Genomic DNA, 20,974 nt, shown 5'->3' with positions numbered 1-20,974 from the left:
CATACATCAATTTCTGAGTGGATACATTCCCATTTAAAACCTATAATGGACAGTTCCCCATATACAAGCATAAAAAAACGCTTACAGATTCTTTCTGCAAACGCCCATATGTCTTATTAAATTATTATTGTGTTGCAATGAGCGTTTTCTTGGATTGCTCCAAACGCTGTCAGTCCTCCTTCCTTTTTCTGCAGAATATAATCACAGAGCTTGCTATCCCGCAGACTGCAATCCCGGCCAAGGCAAGCCATAACCAGAACGGCCTGTCATCCCCTGTTTTCGGAGTCTCAGCAGACGGCGTTTTCGGTTTCGGTGTTTCCTTCGGCTGATCCGGTTCGCCCGGCTCCGCTTCATCCTTCATCGAAACCTTCTGGATCTCCCCGGTATCCTTAACTTCAAACTTCACATCTTCTGCCACAAGATAGCCGTCCGGCGCACTTTCCTCATGCAGTGTGTATTCCCCGATTGGCAGCATTTCCATATAATGCGGCTTATTCCCGGAAGTCCAGCTTTCTACTTCTTTCCCGTCTTTATCCAGAATGGAAAGTTTTGCCCCTGGCAGTTCCTTCCCGGCTATGTCTGTCTTGGAAATCTCCACCTTTGTCACATCATCCTTCATATCCACCTTCTGCACTTCTCCTGTATTCTCCACAACAAACTCAATGCTCTCCGCAGTCACATAGCCGTCTGCAGGCTGTGTCTCTGTCATGGTATATTTCTTACCAACTACTAATTCTTTGATGATATGCGGCTCCTTGCCGGAAACCCACTCATCCACAAGATTGCCGTCTTCATCCGTTACCTTAAGCTTCGCACCCTCTACCTCTTTTCCATCTGTAAGGGATGTTTTGGTAAACTCAAATACCGTAGGAACATTTTCAAAGGCAAATTCATAGGAAATGCTTTCTTGCTCCGCATCTTCATAGGTGAAGTCAAATTCCTTTGTTTCACCTTCGCTGGTAAATCCCGGAGCGGGGGCCGTTTCTTTCACATAATAAGGGAACCCAATCGGGAGGACAGCCGCAAATGACAGCTTCCCATCTTCGTCCGTGGCTTTTTCCTCAATCACCGTATCCGCCTCCATGATCACTTCGCCATCTTTATTGGTGATGTCCTCTTTCGCACAAAGGGCGAATACCGTCCCTTCCACTGCACGGTCAGAATCTTTCTCCGTCTTTATTACATTGACTTCTGCTTTCTGGCGGTTATTCTGCCAGTCCGTAGAGAACGTGACAACCGCTGTGTCCTGATCACGGTAAGTCAGGTCAATCTCCCGGATTTCCCCGTCAAGGACATAACCCTCTGCTGTTTCTTTCTCCTTCACATAATATTTCCCAAGAGGGAGATTGTCCAGTTTTGCAATCCCGCTATCGTCCGTGGTGATGGCAGCTATCAGCTCATCCTTTTTATAATAATCCTCACTCTCCCCATCTGCCGCTTTTATATCCTCCAGAGCATACACTTCAAAGACAACATCTTTCAGTGAGCCGGTGACATACTCAAACAGATGCGTGATCCAGCCGCCAATGCTGTCCAGCAACGATACATTTTCTAAAAACTCCCCTTCTTTGTTGATCAGGAGCGTACCTGTCGGCACACCGTCCTTCATCTCCACTTTTTGGATTTCAGCCATATCTTCCACGGTAAACGTGATTTCTTCTGCCTTTAAATACCCATAAGGCGCTAATTCCTCCCGGAGCGTATAAGTTTCTCCGACGGTCAGCCGCTTAATGATATGTTCCTCTCCTTTGACGGATTTCCATGTATCTACGATATCCCCGTCTTTATCAAGGACAGTCAATGCTGCCCCTTCCAGTTCCACGCCTGTTGCAAGGTCTGTCTTTTTAATGGAAACGGTTGTCGGTTCATTTTTAAATTCAGACACATATTCTGCAACTTCTACATCCTGCCCCTGGTATGCTGCAGATACTTCAATGGTTTCATCGGAAGATACATAGCCTGCAGGAGCCTGTTCCTCCCGGATGTAATATTCCCCGAAAGGCAGATCCAGGCCAAAGACTGCCCTGCCATCTTCCCCTGTCATGGCTTCACCAAGCAGCATATCCGCTTTAACAATCACTTCCCCATGTGCGAAAATATCAGCCTTCGCATACAGTCCAAAGACTGCCCCCGCTACCACAGATTCATTCTCTGCATCTTTCTTCACCACTGCAATCGCCACCTTCTGGCGGTCATTCTCAAATGTGGCTGTCTGTTCAATGATTGGCGTGTTCTGGTCTGTGTAAGCAAAAGTAATGGTCTGCGCCTCTCCATTCAGCACAAACCCTTCCGGGGCTTTTGTTTCTTCTACTCGGTATGTGCCAAGCGGAAGGTTTTCAATCGACGCTTTCCCGTCTTTATCTGTCACCAGCGTATCCACCAATACGCCAGAAGCATATTCAAGAATCCGGTTCCCGTTTTCATCCTTCTGGAAATCAGCGGTGTAAATATCCTCTGCCGCATAAACTTTGAACTCTGCACCCTCTAATGTTTCCACCTCATACCGGAAATCCTTATCATCGTACCGGTTCAGCACTTCACCCTTCTTCACGATATGCAGCTCACCCTTTACCGGATGGTTTTCATAGACAACATCAATGATAACATCCCCTGACACATCGTCCATCTGGTACAACGTATCTGAATCCACGGACACTTCATAATAATTCTCATTCAGCGTATAGCCAGACGGGGCATTGACTTCCTCTATCCGATAATGACCGATTTTCAGGTTCTGCGGCAAAATCAGATAACCTTCGCTGTCCGTGAAATAGGATTTATGTGTTACCACGGTCGGGTAAGTCGTCACCTGCTCCACATATTTCCCGTTGTCCAGGTCATACACCTTGAACTCTGTATTTTCTGCAAGCACAGCTTTCTTCGTTTCATCGTCCTGCTTCACGATTTTCAGCTTCGCTTCAAATTCATCGTCCAGAAGCACCCGCCATACCTGCGGCGTCGTCGGCTTATGCTCTGTGACATGCACAAGGAAGTCCTTGACCGGCGTATAATTATGCGGCGTGGTCGTTTCTTTCACAATGTACGTCCCAAACGGGAGCGGGATGCTGCAGGCATAGCCCCTTTCATCAGTGAAGATTTCCGTTGCCCCGTTCTCCCCGATTGCCACCGGTTCAGCGGAATCAAAATCATACCCGCCATTTTCTTTCTTATCCAGGGAAGATACCAGCCATGCGGTAAACCCTGCGCCGGATAATAAATCCGCATCGGTTTTCCCATTGTCTGCCGCCTTGATGATCTGGAACGGCTGCTTTTTCACCTGTTCCGGGGATGTGCAGTCACGCTCTACCGTATCAACTAAATCTCCCTCATAGTTACAAACTAAGTCATACTCCGTTTCATCTGCCAGATAACCCGCAGGCGGCGTGACCTCCTTCACAAAATACTCCCCAAGGTATAAATCTGTGATTTCCGCCTTGCCCTCTTTATCCGTGGTCAGCGTCCCCACCTGCTCCCCGGCTTTATAAAGGACGCCTGTCTTTTTATCCGGGTGTAGGATGTCATTCCTTGCATATAAGCCGTAAACGGCATGTTCCAGCGTTGCGTCCCCCTGTGGGATATTTTTATTGGTTTCCTTATCCTTCTTCTGCAGCCGGATTGTGGCGTTGACACGCTCATTAGCAAAAGTATGGGAGAATGTCACTTTCGCTTCCTGGTCATTGGTGTAACTAAACCGGAAAGAATACACATCTTCCGTATTCCTAAGATACCCCTCTGGAGCCTGGATTTCTTTTGCCTCATACCCAAACCCAACCGGAAGGTCTGCCAAAAATGCTGCATTGCCATCACCATCCGTTGTTGCTTTGTCTATCAGTGCGCCTTGGGATGCAACAACATTCCCGTCTGCATTGGTGATATTTTCTGAAGCATACAGCCCGAAAATTCCCCCTGCAAGTCCATTTCCCGTATCCTTATCGTTCTTTACCACACGCACATCCGCTTTCTGCCTGTCATTTAAAAATGTAGCATTGGCAAACGCCGCCTCCGCCATCTGCCCGGCATAGGCAATCGCCACATCCTTTGTTTCCCCTTTGTTATAGAAGTTCTTCGGGGCCTGCATTTCCTTTACCCGGTATGTGCCAAGATGCAGGTTTTTCAGCGTCACAGAGCCATTGTCCCCGGTCACAAGGTTTTCCGCCACCAGCTCCCCGGCTTTATAGACTACCGAGCCATACGGCGTGGTAATATCCTTTGCCGCATAGACATTAAATACAGCGCCCTTCTGTCTACGGCTTTCATAACGGAATGCTGTGCCGTTCTCATTGGAATCCGCACCTGTCAGAACCTCGCCTTCCTTGTAAATCGTCAGATTTCCAAGCTGCTCCACATCCGGGACAGTCGTGGAAGTTGTCTGGTTCGCTTCCAGAGCCACACGGTAAGCAGTCGCATTATACCGGTATCCTGCCGGAGCCGTAATCTCTTTCAGATACACCGTATTCTGTGTCATGACAATTTCTGCTTCCGACGCACCATTACTGTCCGTTGCAGGCATCCTGGTAATCAAGTCCGTACAGTCCTTATCCCGGTAAACGCCGAATACAGCGCCGGAAAGTTTTGCGTTGGCAATGGAATCCACCTTGATTACCTTCACCTTTGCACGTTCCAGCCAGTCCACGGAAAGGCTCACGGAATTGCCGCCTTCTTCCTCATAATAACTCCCAATATCCTGCGTGGCGCTCCCTGTCGGAACGACAAGCGCCTTCCATATCACCCGGATGCTGCCTTTCATTGCTCCGGTATTCCATTCCCCATTGACCGTCACCGGGGCAGTAAAATAAAAACTTGTCCCACCGGAAACACGGACATTTCCCCCTGTCTGCTTGCTCCCGTCTGTCTTATTATGGAATGTCACATCCTTTGGAAGCTTAATGGTAATGGAATTTCTGGAATCACCGTTCAGCTTCGTTGTCCCCGTCACCTGCTTCGAGCCATCATATGCTGCTTTCAAAGCGGTCTTGCTCAAACTGATCTGTGGATCGGGCGGCGCAGGCAGGCTTTCCAGATAATTGATCCAACCAAGCACCCCGCACTCCCGCAAATCATCCATCGTGCATCCGGCAAACCCATCCATGCCGCAGTAAAAATAACTGGCCGCGATATGGGTGAACACATACTTTAAATCCTCTCCAAAGGACGGCATATAGCTTGCAGTCACATCCCCTGTGCCGCCATAGCCATAATAAAGCGCTTTCTGCAGGTTCGGATTCCCGTCTATGATCTGGGCGGCGTAGCTCCCGGTATCCGGGGAACCCTTTGCAGACTCCAGGCAGTATGCGATCTTCCCATTTACCGTGAAATAACAGGTAGAGTAATTTCCCAGGTTGCCGGGATAATAAATCTTCCTTCCCTTTACCATTGTTGCGGAACCAGAAGCCCTTGCCGTCTGCCTTGCTTCTGCAAACAGAAGGATGCCTTCTTCCTCTGCAATCATTTCCGCATCCTGTCTTGTATCTTCTGCCTGTTCCATGCCCTCTATGACCGCTTCCATCTCGGATTCCGTCATGGATTCCTTTGGGATTTCTTCCCCATCTGCCGTCTGCCCCGGCAAATCTCCTTCCCCATCTGCTTCCGTTCCTTCTGAATCATCGGAATGGCTGTTTTCGCTCCCTTCTCCATCTGCCGTCCGCTTTTCAGAAGATGATACAGACATTTTTTCCTTTACAATAATGTTCCTGCTGATATGGTAAGATGGATTCTTACTGGCCGGCTCTACAAAATAAACCGCTTTGTAAGTCCCTGCCTTCCCGATGTCAATCTTTTTCCCATCTTTATCCTTCGCTTCATGGAATATGATTTTTACTTTATCCGGCGAAAACTCTATGCCGGAAAAATCATGTTCCACGTCAAAGCCACTGTCAATCTCCACGATATGATCTTTTGCAGCCACAATTTCATCCGCATCCAGTTTTTCTTTCACCTTCTCAAAAGCCGGGTACTCCGCTTCATAAGCCACAGTCTCCGGCACTGCCGCATAAACTCCCACCGGCTGTAAGAAGGCTGACAAGACCGTGAGCGCCGACAGCAGGCCGGATACAATCCTCTTTACATTTCCTTTCAATATATTTTGTCCCTCGCTTTCTTCATTGTGCAGTCCCATAACTGCCATCATCCTGTCTTTTCCGCTTATTTCCTATCTTCCCATATATCTGTCTCCCTTCGTTTTATTTGCACTGCCAGCCGATAACAGCACATCAATACAGGAAAACCCTCTGTCCTGGCATATTCAAACACACCGGAACAAAAAGGCTTCCCTGCATGGCATCTGCTGTTATCCAATCCGGTTTCCCGGACTGGCTTTATGTTATATTGAGCGTTTTCCTGTGTTCCTCCCAGACCCGTTCCCTGTCCCGGCTTCTCTTTCCTGGGGCGTTTTCTCCGGCAGGGTACGCTAAGATGCACACTCAATGCCGGGTATCAATCTGGGCAGGCTATGAAATTTTCAAGGTACGAGTGAAAGGGAAATCTTTGAATTGTGATAGCTGGAAATTTTTCAGAAATGTTACCCTTTCACTAATAGCAGGCTGGAGAGGGAAAAATACAAGCAGATTTGAAAACTTTTTTATTTTTTTGTATATGAACTAATATTGAGTGAAAGAAATGTTTGTATATGATAGAATAAAAGCATTGGGCAAATCGGGATTTTTACGAAATAGTGAATCTTGATTACCGGATCAGATAACATTTGTGATGATATTTGTGAGAGAAAAAATTGGAGCTGTTTTCTATGTATAAATTTTCTACTAATAAAGAAATAAACTGCACAAAGATAAGAATACCGCAAAAAAACGGAAAATCTATATCTGCGCTTTTACTATCGCCTAAATCCCCAAAAAAGAATGCCCCAGGAATTCTATGGATTCATGGAGGCGGTTATCTAACTGGAATGAAAGAAATGGTTCATATGTCCAGAGCAGCCTGCATACACTTTTGTTGACGATGGAGAGCCTTTCTATTCTGAAACCTGTACATTCGTTGAGAACTTAAAAAAAGTAGGCGTAGAAGCTGATATAGATACCTATAGGACAAATATACATGCTTTTGATATGGTAAAGCCTAAGATGCCGCTTAGCCAATAGGCGTCAATAAAGTTTAATGCTCATTTCGAGTATGCTTTGAACCATTATTTTGCATCAAATGAATGAATTAGGAAATCCTATACAGGGCCACTTAAATAATAAAAGGCTATGGTACACATTCATCCCATAGCCTTTCATTCCCCATATTTTCTTCTATTATCTGTAATCCCCAATATATAATCGACACTGACATCATACCGTTCCGCCAGTTTCATCAATGCCCATAGCGGTATCTCACGTGAACCATTTTCGTATCTTCTGTACACTCCTTCATGGCACCCTAAAAATTCAGCCACATCTATCTGTCTTAAATCATGGTCTGTCCTTAAATCCCTGATCCTCTTGTAATGCATACTACACCTCACCGTTCGGTTTGATCTATTCTTTTCAATCTTATCATCAGATAGGATATTCTACTCAAAACCGTACTATTCGGTTAGGTAAATAGAAGATGGCCAATATTTGAAAATGCTCAGAAGATTAGATATAAAACATCCTGCAGGAGAGCATGATACAAAAAGAGTTATGGCATGAGAAATTAATGTGCCATAACCCTATTCACCATATTTTCTTCTATTATCTGTAATCCCAAGCATATAATCAACACTGACATCATACCGTTCTGCCAGCTTCAACAATGCCCATAGCGGTATCTCCCGCACCCCATTTTCATACCTTCTGTATACACCTTCATGGCAGCCCAAAAATTCAGCCACATCTATCTGCCGTAAATCATGGTCTGTCCTCAAATCCCTGATCCGCCTGTAATACATATCGTACCTCACCGTTTGGTTAGTTTTACTCTTTCAAATTTTATCACCAGATGTTATACTTTATTCAAAACCAAACCATTTGGTTAGGTAATTGGAGGTGACGGGAAATGAAAAAAACAGGACTCTTAATTTTATTATCATGCGGAATGATATGTGGGTGTTCCAAAGAATATATTGAAATGGACATTCTCTCTTCCAATAACACAACATCCGGTAACTGGTATGAGCTGGATATTGATGTCATTGCCGATAAAGATGACGTATCGGATAAAGAAGCATGTTCCAGGGAAATCATACAGCATATCCTTGACAATGATTTCCACAGTACACGCTTTTCGTTTGATATAAACGGATATCCTAACAATGTATCCGTAGATGTATTCACTTCTGAAAAAAATGCACAAAAAGGTAAGGAAGCTTATTCTTTTGAATACGTTACAGAATTTAATACAGAAAACCCTGATGTACAAAATAATATCAAAGACAATCCAGGAGAATTTGAAGTGCAATACAAATAAAATATCCCTGATGGAAGGACTCCACTTTGCGACACGATGTCGCAAAGTGGAAAACCATGTGCTTTCAGAAATATCCACCTTGAATTCCCTGCTCTTTCATTTTCCGGCATAACTCTTCTAATATCCGTTTCCGGCGGTTCTGTATCGTTTTCCGGCTGCAGCCAAAGAGCTTTGCCGTATCTGTTACCGTAGCTTCCGCAAAATACAGCAGCTCAATCAGCCTGGCGTCCTCTGCAGGCAGTTTTTCCAGAACTTCCCTCACTTTATCCCGGCAGATATTTCGCAAAACCGTCTCCTCCACCCCCTCTGCCACATCCTGAAAATGCCCTGAACCATTCCCCCGGACCTCTAAGCTGTCCAGACTGCATATGCCATGTTTCCGGTTCCGCTCCTTCTGATACCGCTCCCTGCGCCGTGACCGATACCATTCTAAATAAACCTCCCTGGTCACATCCACTAATGTACCGTCCGCCATCCGCAGCACATAATGATCCCGTTCCTTCGGCTGTTTCCCTCTCATGCCCGGCCCTCCCAGCAACATATCCTGTAATCAGGGCAATTCTGGGAAGCCTGATAATTTTTACGGATGCTGCGGACTGCCTGGGAAATCATTGCGGATACCGCCTGCTGGCTGATGCCTAATTCCTTTGAGATCTGCTCCTGTGTTTCTCCCTGCAGGTAATATTTTTGAATGACATATTTCTGCCTTGCCGATAAAATCCCCAATATTTCTGCCACCGTCTCTTGCCTTGTCAAATGCTCTAACATGGATTCTGTCAGGTTTTCCATTGCCAGCCAATCTTCGGATACAGCGCTGTAAGAAACATTCCAGCTCCGTTCCTTTTCTTCATGGTTCCGGTTCAGCCGGTCTTCGCCTTCCAGTACAAGCCGCAGATACCATTCCCTGTTTTCAAAAAATTGTTCCGGCAGGATAACCGCCTTTCCATCTGCCAGATACAGATAATCCCTGCATGAGTGAAGTAAAAACACTGTGAAATATTTTTCCACCTGATAAAGCACATAGCCGCTCTGATAAGCGGATATTTCCGAATCCAAGCCAATCCTTTCCTGTGCGATTACCGATCTGGATGTCCTTAGCTGCTTTGCCGTTGGAAGTTTTACTCCAAAACCCGGCACATCCACAATTCGTTTCAATTCCTGCAATGTCAGCATATATAGCCGCCTTTCTGCCCGAAGGCTGCGGGCGGCCTGGAAAACTGGCATCACAGGGATTGTCCGATACAGCAGGAAGGCAGTAAAATAACGCTCCCGGCTCACCCGTTTTTTTTAACGGGAGCCAAGAACCCCTTTTACCGCCTTTACCAGTCCATAACTTTATCCTTATATTTTTCTGATAATCCTGGTCTTTTTATCTGCCTTTCTACTATCCCCCTTCCATCACCGTTTTCTCCTGTGGCTGTTTTCCTCTGATGTATCCAGTTTAACAGCCGGTCCTTCCGTTTACCCCAACATATATGTGGAGATTCCCGGAAAGGGCAACATATTTGTGGAACTTCAAGAACTGTGGTAAATCACATCACCTGCATTGCCGCAGTCCATCGACCAATGCCTCCATCGTCTGTAAAACCACCATCTGCTCACTCTGCTTCAGATGCCGGATGCGGCAGAACATCTTCCGGCACTGCCCATCCTCCTTTGTCTGGCCGCTTACGCCAAGAAGCTCGTTCGCATCCACGCCGAGTATCTGCACCATTTTTATAAATATCTCTATGGACATCGCAGACTGCCCGCCCTCAATGCGGCTGACGGTGTTGGCGCTGATCCCTGCCTGTTCCGCAACCTTCTCCTGTGACATGCTGATCTCATTCCTCCGGTCACGGATACGGTTGCCCAATTCAATCAAGTCCTGCGACCCTGCACGATTGCCCAATACGCACCTCCTTCCTGGTCTGAATTTTCTCCCGGAACTTTCCGTCATAGTGTCGCAAAGTGCGCAGCCCGCTTTACATCCGCCATTCCGTCAAGCCCTGTCCCCTGACTTTGCGACACCGTGCCGTAAAGTTGGACAACAAAAAAACAGCCGTGTATCAAGCTGTTTTTACGGATTGTTATTCAATTTATGCCTGTATTGCCTGTCCTTTCTGTTTCTTTCTATTTCTTTCAAACGCCAATCACGCCCTGTATGGCTTCCCAGCCATTTTTTTCACTGTCCATCTGATCACTGCCACGACTGCTTTCACCAGATATACTGCGGCTGCCAGCAGTCTCCAGACAAGAACGATCCCTCCAATCACGCCGCCCACAAGAACATTGATAAACAGGATGCCCACCGTGCCGCCAATGTCATAGCCTTTCGGGATAATCCAGAAAAACATCCTATGTATGCCAAATGGAATACCCATGAACCACCACAGGTTCAAATAATTGCACTCCCCATTCTCCATGCACAGCGGACGGAACAATGCCGCCAAAAACAATGCCGATACAACCGGGATTACCACTTTCTTTACAAATTCACTTATTTTCATACCTTCCTCCAATCTGTACCTGCATCCAGTATATCACGCCTGGCACACCGAAACAATTTTATCGCCAATATTCCCCGCACTTTTTCATCCGCTCCCATACAGGTCATGGTTCACTTCCGCCGTGTAATAATTGCTTATGGTCATCGGGGCATTATACAGCGTTGTCAGAAGATATGCCTTGATATTGCCCACCTTCGTCGTATTTGCGCCCAGGCAGGTAAGGATATACTCCATATGCTCATGGTTCAGCTTCATAAACCGGTTCTTGACAAGCGCCGCCGGCTTTTCCACTCCTGCAACCCGCACTGTGCCATTGTCCGGCAGCATCATCACTTCCACCATCAGCTCCACCAGTTCATCCACGTCCTCCCTCCGGTGATAGCGCCCGTCCTGGAAACACTCGTAAGATATGTGTTCCCGAATGATGTCTCGGTAAGCATTCATCTCTCCCATCACATCCGGCTCTGTTCCTGGGATAGATGGATTAGACAGGATAGGATTGGGATGGATAGCAGACACACCGGATTCAGGATCATTAAGATCAGGCTTACTACACTCCGTTTCACTAAATTCAGGCTTACTTAAATCAGTCTTGTTAATATCAGTCTTATTAGATTGTGATTTTGGAAATTCTTGAATTGTGATTCCCACCATTCCAGAAGTATGATTTTCACCATTCTTGAATTGTGATTCTGGAGATTCTTGAATTGTGGTTTTCATCATTCCTGAATTGTGATTTTCACCATTCTTGAATTGTGATTCAGGAAATTCTTGAATTGTGGTTTTCACAACTCTTGAATTGTGATTTTCACTATTCTGTGCATTTATAGGCGTTCCCCCCTGTTTTTCCTCTCTTTCCTTGCCCTCTGTCTGCCGGATAATGAAATTTTTCACGTATATGACATTCGGCTTTCCAAGCCCCAGGCGTTTCTTTTCAATCAGTCCAATTCCTTTATCTGCATCCAGTTCTTTCAGAAGCCTTACCGCTTTTTGTGTACCACAGTTCATAAGCTCTGCAATTTCTTCCACTGTAAAAATGATATACACCCTGTCCTCTTCATCAAACCACCGGTTCTTTATGCTAAGGCTCATACGGTCTAATAAAAGACCGTATAAAACCTTCGCTTCACAAGAGAGAGACTTGAAGCATTCTGCAGTGAACAGAACCTTCGGAATCCGGTAAAACGTGTACTGCTCCGCTTCCATGCCCCGATAATAATCAAACTGTAATTCCTGCATCCGTTGTCCCTCCCTCCTTCTGCTTCCATTCCTCCAGAAGTGTATAGATTACATCCTCAATCTGCTCTTTGGAATATTCCGTCGGGAAATAATTGCGGATTCTCTTTGCGGAAATCGTCACATTCACATTTTCCTTCTCTTTCCGGATTAAAACCGCATATACATTCCCTTCCGTCAATTCCCCTGTTTCACTGCTTTCCTTTAGCTGTTCTGCCTGCGCCTTCGATGGGAATATGCCGCTGTTGCCGATGGCGTCCACAACCCATGCCTGTTCTTCTGCTTTCAGATAAGACAGTTTCTCCCCGACCACCATAGGGATTTTATTTTCATCCACATAATCCATCAGTTCTTCCACCAGTTCCGACAGCCGGATATAACGCTGCACTGTCCTCCCGCTGTCCCCGGCAGCTTCCCCGATGGCATCTGCAGTATATTTCTCCCCTTTGCTGCCCTGGTGCTTCATTGCTTCGTATTTCATCCGATATGCCTTCGCCTTCTCACTTGGCAGGATGTCCTCCCTCTGGATATTCGTATCGACCATCAGGACTACCGCTGTATCATCATCCATTTCCCGGATAATGACAGGCATTTCCGTAAGCCCTGCAAGTTCACAGGCCCGCCACCGTCTATGCCCTGCAATAACCTCATAGCCGCCTTCCGGATGCGAGCGCACAATCCCCGGCATCAACACGCCATACTGCTTTATGCTTTCCACCGTTTCCTGCATTTTTTCATCATCCAATACCCGGAACGGATGGCCTTTAAACGTATGCAGCTCACTTAGGGGAACGGAAGTGACCGTTTCGCCCGTTTCATCTATGCCAAACAAATCATCAAAGCTGTTCAGCTTTACCTTCTCTGCGCTCTTACTTTTCATCCACAAGCACCTCCTGTGTCAGTGAATGGTAGCCGCCTGCCACAATCCCCTTTGGATCATGAAGATAGATGCTTTTCCCTTCTGCCGTGGTTTCTGCAGCCTTTACAGATAACGGGATGCAGTTCTCAAAAATATGTACCCGGTTCCCATATACCTCCCGGATCTGCGCTGAAATGTCCCTTGCGAAGTTTGTTCTGCGGTCTACCTTTGTCAGCAGAATCCCCATAATGTTAAGCGCCGGGTTCAGCTTTCTGTGAACCCTTCCAATCGTCTTTATAAGCTGTTGAAGCCCTTTAACCGGAAGATACGCCGCCTCTACGGGAATCAGTACGCTGTCTGCCGCTACAAGGGCGTTTATCGTAATCATGCCAAGCGAGGGCATACAATCAATAATCGCAAAGTCATACTCCCCTTTTACGGTGTTCAGATACTGGCGCAGTATCGTTTCCCTGCTCATAACATTTACCAAGGCCGTTTCCAAGCCTGCCAATTCGATATTTGCCGGGATAAAATCAATCCCCTCCTTATGGCGGATAATCCCCTCGCCAAGCTCTACGTCCTCATCGTTGATTACCTTTTCCATGATGTTCACTAACGTCACATCCAGCTCGTCCGGCTCAGCAATCCCCAGGCTCACCGCCATGCTGCCCTGCGCATCTGCCTCTACCAACAATACTTTCTTGCCTGCCCTTGCAAGCCCGATCCCTAAATTCACACACGTTGTAGTCTTGCCGACTCCGCCTTTCTGGTTTGCTACTGCGATCACTCTGCACATATATACTTTCCTCCTGATTCTCTAATCTATTTTTCTGTTCTTTCCACTTCCGCATATACACGGAAATACTTATTTGTCCCTTTGTTTGCAAATGGTTCCGACACTTCTTTCACATCCACGCCTTCATGCCGCTCCAAAAGCCGCCGGAACCAGTGAAGGTCTTTCTTTGTCCCCTGCATCCTGATTTTAAGCATATAAATCCTCCATATCCACGTAAAAACAGTATTCCGGATAGCGGAGCTTGACTGCCTCCCAAAAGTATCTGGCATAGCCGCAGCAGAATAAATCTTCCACTGTATAACAACGGAACTCTTTTAATTGTTCCTCCACATCCTCCGTATCATAGACACTTGGCGTTCCATTACAATAGAGGTTAAATGCCATCCGTACAATTCTTGCGCTGCCGCTAGTCTGCCAGCCTTCATGCAGGCATTCCGTTTTCACGCATCCTGTTTTAAAATCATAAATTCTGTTCACATTTACCCTAGTATCCTGACCAATCCCCAGGCAGTACACCAATGCTTTATGGTATACATCCTGGTATCTGCATTTCTGCAGGTACTCCTTATAAAAATCCTTATGTTCTTTGCTCTTGAAAGTAATTGTGCGAGTATCTTTGTTTCCTGCACCTTTCGCTGTATTCGCTGCCATAGCTTGTCCTCCATTTTGAAATACTTGGGAGCTACACTCCCAAACCCTTGTGGAATCCGTGCTGCCAGTTACCCAAAATACGGCTAACTGGCAACCCGGATTTGCTTTCCTGTACCAGTACATCCATGTTATAATTTCTTTGGGCAGAAAATAGTTTCCTATCCCATTTCGTAACGTTACTTTATCCAGATGTAGAAAATCTGTAGACATGAAAAAATAGGACTAAATAAAGCCTCTATAGTTCAAGGTCTTTATTTAGTCCTATTATAAATCAATCATAGGCAATCATGTTGACGGGAATCAGCTGAAAAGAGGAAACATTCAGAATCAGGAAGGTACACATGTCCTTGCTGGCAATTTTGCTGTGTTGGTTCAATTCCCCCATTTCTTCCATGGCTTTCAGTCCGGCAGGGGTAGCGGCCCAGCCAAGGCCGAAAACATTGGCAATAATATTTGTTGATATGTATTCATTCGCCTTATGACCCTTTGGAATTGCGGGAAACATAAATCGCAGGAATGGGTTAAGGGTGCGGGCCGCTCCGGAAATAATGCCGCAGTTTTCTGCAATGCGCATCAGCCCTACCCACAGGGACATTACCCCTAACATGGTGATGCAGAGAGCCACAGCTTCTTTGGAGGAATCCAGAGCGGCATTGGTGACAGCCGGGAGATTTCCGGTGAATGCAGCATAGACAATGCCGATAATAATCATAAAACCCCATAAGTAATTCAGCATAGAATTTATTCTCCAAAAGATTCAGTTGTTTATATCCTATGCAGCAGAGGAAAAAATGTGTGGGTTATTTTTCGGAAGTTCCCTTTTCTTTCACCAGCAAATCAGAAAACGCTCTGCCGATGGAACATGGAGGTTACTTTGCAAAAGCTTCCTCTTCTCTCACCAGCCCTTCCACTGCATTAGTATACCTTCCAGTTGCTACAAGACTCACCGTAGATTCGATATACGTTCCTATACTGTTTATTTTTTCCGGAGGAGCGGCATAAAACACCTGAAAATGATTATCCTCCAGATATTTTACCATCTGTTCAATCCGTTCTCTGGAAAGGGCTGAAAAGGCTTCGTCAATAAAGGCCAAACGGGCGCAGCAGGCCTGTCTGGGATAACATTGAAGCAGGCTTGCGGCTAAAATAATAAAATATGGCGTCTGTTTTTCTCCGTTGCTTGCAGATCCTTGTTTTTTGGAAAGATCTGAAATAATTTCGCTGTCTCCCTGTCTGCTTGCAATTTCCATATCATATACAAAATATTTCCGGTAATCGGTATATTCTGTTTCATCCTCCTCTTCCAGGATCAATTCCATAAATTCCCGGATATCCCGCTCCATTTCTTCATCCTCTCTGGCAGAATTCATATACACTTCCGGAGTATCCATGTAATGTTCCAGTTTTCTGCAGATTCGGAAAAATATCTCCCGATCGGCCTTTTCTTTGATTACGAATTTATAGGTATCCTTGCCGAAAGGAAGCGTTTTCAATTCCTGATTAATGGCTGCAATTTCTCTTTTCGCATCGCGGATCGTTTCATTAATCTCCGCTACAAAATCATTCATAAAAGCATTTTCCAGCTTTAAGGATTGTTCCGTTAAACGCTGATGTACTTCTTCAATCTTTACATTTGCAATATTCCTGTATTCTTCCCGGAAAAATGGAATGTAGGGCACACCCCGTTTATTAATGTCAATTTCAGCCAGTTTACAATAACTTAGCTGGGCATTTTCCATTTGCCGTACGCACTCTTCCACTTCTCCCCGCAGGATTCGGAGCGTTTTTGGAGTAATAACCTGACAAATGCCCTTTTTTTCCCTCAGTTTTTCATATTCTTCCAGCATTTGCTGTTTTAATTCCAGATGCTTCAGGCATTTTTCCGAATATTCCTGATCCTTTACATAGATTTCTCCGGACAATTGCTCCAACTCTATCTGAAGATTTTCCAAATCCTTTTCACAGCCTTTTAAATCTCCGATTAGAATATCCCTCGCCTGTTCCAGCCTCTTATATTCCTGTTCCGCCTCCTGCTGTTCCTGTATCACCGCCATAAAATCAGGATTTTGGCTGATTTTTTCTAAATCATTGCGGATTCTGATGTTGCGCTCTGAAATGTCAGCCAATGATTGTGCTGAGTCAAAATCATAATGCTCTGCCTGCCAGTCAATCTGCTGCAGCTTCTCCCGCCATCTGCAAATCTGTTCCTTTTGTTTTTGAACTTCTTCCTTCTTTGCAAGCTGCTTTTCTTTTTCTTCCGCCGCTTTCAGAAGCTGGTATTTCACTGCATCCTGCCCAAGACAGAATTCCGTCTTGCTGATATTCATATAAGAAACGGCATAGCTTTTTGCCAGCATGCCATTTTGCATCAGTCCGCCTTTGGAATACTTATGCAGCTCTTCCATAGAACCGCATAAATGGATGCCGTTTAACAGATAATTAGCATATTTTCTGGCATTGGCGTTGGGAATATTCAAAATCTCAGCAGCGGAGCCTGGCGTCACGTCTGTTACAGGCAATTGCTCCGAAAGCACCGCATTTACCCCATAGATTTTTTTATCCTGCAGTATCTTCACAGCCTGGCGGCAGTATTTTTCATCAACAATGATATAAAAACGCTTTCTTCCCAAAAATGTTTCAATGGCTCCGCGCCATTTGTCATCCTGTATCTCCTGCACCAATTCAGCGAAAATTTTAACTTCTGTATGTATGCCTTCCGATTCAAATTCTCTTTGGAGAACTTTTCTGGCTTTTTCGATTTCCTTAGGAAATACTAAAATATTAGCCTTTAATTGCTTAATCTTATTTTCTAATTCACTGATTCTGGCTTCTAAATCCTCAAGCTGGTCATTAAAATGCACTTCATCAGTTTCAAATGCTTTATCCTGCCTTCTGGCCAGTTCCCCGAAACGCACAAAGGCCTCAATGGTTTCCTCTGTCTGAAAATGCTCCTCCGCCAAATGGCACAGACGCTTTTTATCTTCTTCTGAAATGGTGAAAAATTGATCGATCCAGGGAAAAAGCTCTGTGAGTTTTATCTGCAGACTTTTTAATGCAGACAGTTTTTCTTCCTTCTGGCCAAACTCCTGTTCCAGTTTTTCGCTTTGACGCTTTAACTCACTAAGAGTCCCTTGCATTCCCTGAAAAATATCATTGTTCCTTGCAATCCGGCAGCGCTCTCCTGCATCGCTGTATTGCTGATCCATATCCTTTTTGCGTTCCCTAAAAGCATTCAATTTCTGTGCAAGGGACTGTATGTTCAGCTCCGTCTCCCTTTTCTCTTCTTCGGCTTCCTGCAATTCCTGATAGCAGAGCATTAATTCCCGGATATGAAGGGCATTCAGCTTATTCTCATATTCCTCACTTTTTTGCTCCACTTCCTCTAACCTGTCTTTACTTTCTTTTAAATTCTCAAATACTTCCCTGATTTCTTCAAACCGCTGCCTCTGTTCCCGCAGTTCTTTTAATGATTCTACCTTGCCAGGCTCTAAAACACATTCCTGAATAAACTGATCAATATTGTTTTCCGGATGAAAAGCCATCATCTTTAGAAGCTTGGAACGGTATTTTTGCGGATTGCAGCGCAGGCCCAAAGCCCTCATAATTTGCTCCACTCCTCTGTCTCTTCCAAAAAAATCCGCGGATTTCATGCTCTGTCCGTTTACAGACAATTCATTTCTTGGGGAGATCCGGAGAAATTTTCCTTCATGCTTTGCGAAATTGATTTGTTCGATTCTGGCGTTTCTGCAGACAAACCAGCTGCTTTTTTGGGATGTTTCATTTGCAGACTCTACACACACACCTGCCACAAGAAAATAGTTGTCGGCAGGAGACCAAAACTCCATGGCAATGTAACTGATGATTTCGCCGGTTCTTAAGTATCGGGAAGGGCCATTGCTCTTTGTGTCTCCCCGCACATAGGCCAGTACCGTTCGATCTCTGTCTCTGGCAGCTTTGTTAAACTGTGTATTTCCTGTAAGAAGGTATGTCATTGCATCCAGAATTGTGGATTTTCCGCTGCCATTTACCCCCGTAAATAGGGTAGAGCCTTTCAGATTAACGCAAAGCTCCTGAAACCGCGACCATTGTACAATCAACAGCTTCGTTGCTGTCTTTCTATTTATCTGCATCTTTATCATTATCCTCCTCACTATCCTAAAGATTGCTGTTATCATCCATGTCCATGTCTTCCAGATCGCCCGCTTCCCCATCTTCCCCATCTTCCAGATCGTCCGCTTCCCCATCTTCCATATCTTCCGGATCGCCCGCTTCCCCATCTTTCATATCTTCCGGATCGCTGTCAGTTGCTGCCATTCTTTTCTGTGTTATTTCCACAAATTTTGAGAATTCCTCTTCGTCCAGGGCAAACTGAAGAGATGGCAATAATCGTATCAGACATTCTGCATCCCCTATTTTTCCTTTTACTTCCACAAGATTAAACCGGGAGAAAAGTCCCAGTATGTCTGTTAAAAGTTTTTTATTGTCAATTAATTCTTTCACGCCGTATTTATCCAGTTCAAAGCTTAAGTCCGCGACAGAAATCAGAATTGCCTGAGATAAGCTGCCGGAATGTATTCTGTCTGCGTATAAGATCCAGAGACAGCATAACGCCACGCTTTCTATTTTTTTCAAAGATATCCGGTTATACTGCAGCTTTCCGTTTTCTCCCATATCTGCACAGTTGCGCAGCATGATAACGCCATTTTCCCGATCAATCATAATATCAAATCCAATATAGCCAAAATACAGGGAAAAAGGCTCCGGCTTTTTGGATATAAAGTAATATGCCTTTTTCTGCTCATCATCTTTGTCACGTACGATAAATGTAGATTTCAGAAGCCGTCTGCAGGATTTTTGAAATAAATCTTTTTCTGCAGAAGTATAATCGCTCCAATAAGTTTCTATGTTCACTTCTGCTCCTCCTTTGTAATGCAGAATCTTCGCAGCATCATATGATGGACATCCAGATATCCATCCAGTAACTGTACCGAGTATCCGTTTTCATCGCTGTAAGCCAGCGCAGATAATGCACAGAGCAAATCCCTTTTGCTTTGCAGCGGAAGATTCTCACAGGAAAGCATCTGTTTGCCGCCCATAAGCTGTTCCAAATATTCTTTCATTTTTTCTTTTGCATAAGGATTATATGCTTCCTTTTGCTGTGCATTTTTTGCTTTATCTATGTCTTCTTCTGTCAGTTCTTCTAATTCTATTACTGTTTCTTTTTTAATGTTCTGAGGTTTCCTGGGATAGCGAACGGAACCGGTATCTATAAATTCGTTTTTATCCAGGGTAAACAGCGGCTGCATTTCCTCCGGGATCGTTTCCTTCCAGTCAATTGTGTTCATTTCCCTAACAAGACAGCGCAGCGTCTGTTCTACATTTCCCCTCATATCTGCTTCCCGGTTCCGAAGAAAACGTGCCCGGCCCACTGCGATTTGCAGATAAATATTGATTTTATGCTTAATATCCCTCATGATCCGATCATAATCTTCCACAAGAAAACGCTTGGTAGACTGAACCATATCTGCCACATATTCTTTGGCTTTTTGTTCCTCCAGCCCTTCTTCCAGCGCACATCCTGATACCAGAAGCTGATTCAATTCCGGATGATTCAGAAATTCATCCAGTCTGCCTTTGATAAAGGAACGATAGATGTGAATATTCTGCTGCTTTATAAGCCTTGCATATTCCCGCACAAAACTTCCGTCACAGTAATCTAATAAATTTTCTGTCAGGCTTTCCAGGCTTTCTTCCTTAACCATTCGTTCTATTATTTTTTTAATAAAAGTCGCCAGACGTTTTAGGGCTCTAGACAGCAATCTTGCATTGCGATAGATATTTTTCAGGCCGTCTACATAGGGATTCTGGCTCCACTGATCCGTATTCTGCAAAATATTATAGATATGAAAAATATAACTGGAAAATTCTTCCCGTTCTGGTTTGATTAATTTCTGCAGAAATTCCGCCAATAAAATTCCCTGCTCTGTCATTATAATGTGCTTCTCATAAGTAATGTCATCTGTATCCTCTTCCAGCCATCCGATTTCTCTGGAACAAAATCTGCGTATAACGGCGTTTGCAATATCGTTGTAATTTCTCTCCTCAGTTTGCTCATTGTCTTGTTCTAAAAAGTTAATATGGTTTTCCAGCAGATATGCGGAAAGTGCGTCACGGATCCGGTTGCGTGAAATGCGGTAAGTAATTTCCCTGTCGTATTGTTCATAAATAACCAGCAGGCAGTCGGCATAGATGCGGTTGTTGCTTCCGCTGGATAAACAGTTAAAGAAACCGGATGGAATCATATCAAATAAATTTGTCATTGGTTTTCCTCAAAATAATTGTCGATTTTTATTTCCGTAATAAAATGTTCCATTCTTTTTCTCCCGGGATTTTTTATCATTATAATACATTTGTTCGAATACTTCAATAAGATATAGAGTAAGATTTACAGAAAAATATAGGAATTCAAACGTAAAAAACGTTGTTCTCTAAGAAATAATATGATAAAAAAGTGTCTTCGACACTTCAGCCCCCTAGCCCCCATTCATGGGGGAATTA

16 protein-coding genes and 1 pseudogene are annotated in these 20,974 nt (G+C 44.8%); 1 reads left to right on the top strand and 16 read right to left on the bottom strand.

The annotated features are described in order from the left end of the window. Nucleotides 1–169: 169 nt before the first annotated feature. The 3 genes from E5329_RS21365 to E5329_RS21355 all read right to left on the bottom strand — a co-directional run bounded on the left by E5329_RS21365 (nucleotide 170) and on the right by E5329_RS21355 (nucleotide 7,867). Complete coding sequence (locus E5329_RS21365; protein WP_275443574.1) at nucleotides 170–6,115, bottom strand: SpaA isopeptide-forming pilin-related protein; 5,946 nt, start codon at nucleotides 6,113–6,115, stop codon at nucleotides 170–172. A gap of 1,113 nt (nucleotides 6,116–7,228) precedes the next feature. Then, on the bottom strand, nucleotides 7,229–7,447 hold the full coding sequence (locus E5329_RS21360) for a helix-turn-helix domain-containing protein (protein ID WP_016219881.1): 219 nt from the start codon (nucleotides 7,445–7,447) through the stop codon (nucleotides 7,229–7,231). 201 nt (nucleotides 7,448–7,648) lie between these two features. Continuing rightward, the gene (locus E5329_RS21355) at nucleotides 7,649–7,867 is read right to left on the bottom strand and encodes a helix-turn-helix domain-containing protein (RefSeq protein ID WP_016219880.1); all 219 of its coding nucleotides are present in this window, start codon (nucleotides 7,865–7,867) and stop codon (nucleotides 7,649–7,651) included. Between the two features lie 107 nt (nucleotides 7,868–7,974). Here E5329_RS21355 and E5329_RS21350 point away from each other — a divergent pair, with 107 nt between their 5' ends. Continuing rightward, on the top strand, nucleotides 7,975–8,385 hold the full coding sequence (locus E5329_RS21350; protein ID WP_135976557.1) for a hypothetical protein: 411 nt from the start codon (nucleotides 7,975–7,977) through the stop codon (nucleotides 8,383–8,385). Nucleotides 8,386–8,449: 64 nt separating this feature from the next. Here the strand turns inward: E5329_RS21350 and E5329_RS21345 are convergent, their stop codons facing one another. The 13 genes and pseudogenes from E5329_RS21345 to E5329_RS21290 all read right to left on the bottom strand — a co-directional run bounded on the left by E5329_RS21345 (nucleotide 8,450) and on the right by E5329_RS21290 (nucleotide 20,736). Further along, entirely contained in the window at nucleotides 8,450–8,905 is a 456-nt protein-coding gene (locus E5329_RS21345) for an RNA polymerase sigma factor (RefSeq protein WP_135976556.1), read from the bottom strand. Beyond that, the gene (locus E5329_RS21340; protein ID WP_135976555.1) at nucleotides 8,902–9,558 is read right to left on the bottom strand and encodes a sigma-70 family RNA polymerase sigma factor; all 657 of its coding nucleotides are present in this window, start codon (nucleotides 9,556–9,558) and stop codon (nucleotides 8,902–8,904) included. Before E5329_RS21340 ends, E5329_RS21345 begins: the two co-directional genes overlap by 4 nt. 364 nt (nucleotides 9,559–9,922) lie before the next feature. Beyond that, nucleotides 9,923–10,276 carry a helix-turn-helix domain-containing protein gene (locus E5329_RS21335; RefSeq protein WP_016219876.1) on the bottom strand — a complete coding sequence of 118 codons (354 nt, stop codon included), beginning with the start codon at nucleotides 10,274–10,276 and terminating at the stop codon, nucleotides 9,923–9,925. Nucleotides 10,277–10,517: 241 nt separating this feature from the next. Beyond that, complete coding sequence (locus E5329_RS21330) at nucleotides 10,518–10,874, bottom strand: DUF6050 family protein (RefSeq protein ID WP_135976554.1); 357 nt, start codon at nucleotides 10,872–10,874, stop codon at nucleotides 10,518–10,520. Nucleotides 10,875–10,958: 84 nt separating this feature from the next. After that, a complete protein-coding gene (locus E5329_RS21325; protein ID WP_135976553.1) occupies nucleotides 10,959–12,113 on the bottom strand; it encodes a DUF6017 domain-containing protein in 1,155 nt (384 codons plus the stop codon). Beyond that, on the bottom strand, nucleotides 12,094–12,990 hold the full coding sequence (locus E5329_RS21320) for a ParB/RepB/Spo0J family partition protein (RefSeq protein WP_135976552.1): 897 nt from the start codon (nucleotides 12,988–12,990) through the stop codon (nucleotides 12,094–12,096). The genes E5329_RS21325 and E5329_RS21320 overlap by 20 nt, the downstream gene beginning before the upstream one ends. Further along, nucleotides 12,980–13,765: a ParA family protein gene (locus E5329_RS21315; protein WP_135976551.1), complete on the bottom strand. Its 786-nt coding sequence runs from the start codon at nucleotides 13,763–13,765 to the stop codon at nucleotides 12,980–12,982. The genes E5329_RS21320 and E5329_RS21315 overlap by 11 nt, the downstream gene beginning before the upstream one ends. A 26-nt stretch (nucleotides 13,766–13,791) precedes the next feature. Further along, complete coding sequence (locus tag E5329_RS30000) at nucleotides 13,792–13,959, bottom strand: hypothetical protein (protein ID WP_016219872.1); 168 nt, start codon at nucleotides 13,957–13,959, stop codon at nucleotides 13,792–13,794. After that, nucleotides 13,952–14,416 (bottom strand): DUF6075 family protein, encoded by a 465-nt coding sequence (locus E5329_RS21310; RefSeq protein WP_135976550.1) that lies wholly within the window; start codon nucleotides 14,414–14,416, stop codon nucleotides 13,952–13,954. The genes E5329_RS30000 and E5329_RS21310 overlap by 8 nt, the downstream gene beginning before the upstream one ends. Before the next feature lie 277 nt (nucleotides 14,417–14,693). Beyond that, nucleotides 14,694–15,152: pseudogene (locus E5329_RS21305) on the bottom strand (nucleoside recognition protein); the annotation flags it as partial. A 133-nt stretch (nucleotides 15,153–15,285) separates the two neighbouring features. Then, a complete protein-coding gene (locus tag E5329_RS21300) occupies nucleotides 15,286–18,546 on the bottom strand; it encodes an SbcC/MukB-like Walker B domain-containing protein (RefSeq protein ID WP_168356716.1) in 3,261 nt (1,086 codons plus the stop codon). 25 nt (nucleotides 18,547–18,571) lie between these two features. Further along, nucleotides 18,572–19,327: a DUF4194 domain-containing protein gene (locus E5329_RS21295; RefSeq protein ID WP_135991369.1), complete on the bottom strand. Its 756-nt coding sequence runs from the start codon at nucleotides 19,325–19,327 to the stop codon at nucleotides 18,572–18,574. Then, nucleotides 19,324–20,736 carry a Wadjet anti-phage system protein JetA family protein gene (locus E5329_RS21290; protein ID WP_135991368.1) on the bottom strand — a complete coding sequence of 471 codons (1,413 nt, stop codon included), beginning with the start codon at nucleotides 20,734–20,736 and terminating at the stop codon, nucleotides 19,324–19,326. Before E5329_RS21290 ends, E5329_RS21295 begins: the two co-directional genes overlap by 4 nt. Between the last annotated feature and the right edge of the window lie 238 nt (nucleotides 20,737–20,974).

This window comes from Petralouisia muris (assembly GCF_004793545.1).
GTDB lineage: Bacteria > Bacillota > Clostridia > Lachnospirales > Lachnospiraceae > Petralouisia > Petralouisia muris.
Note: the sequence above shows the minus strand (reverse complement) of the source record. Positions and strands in the feature narration are given on the sequence as shown.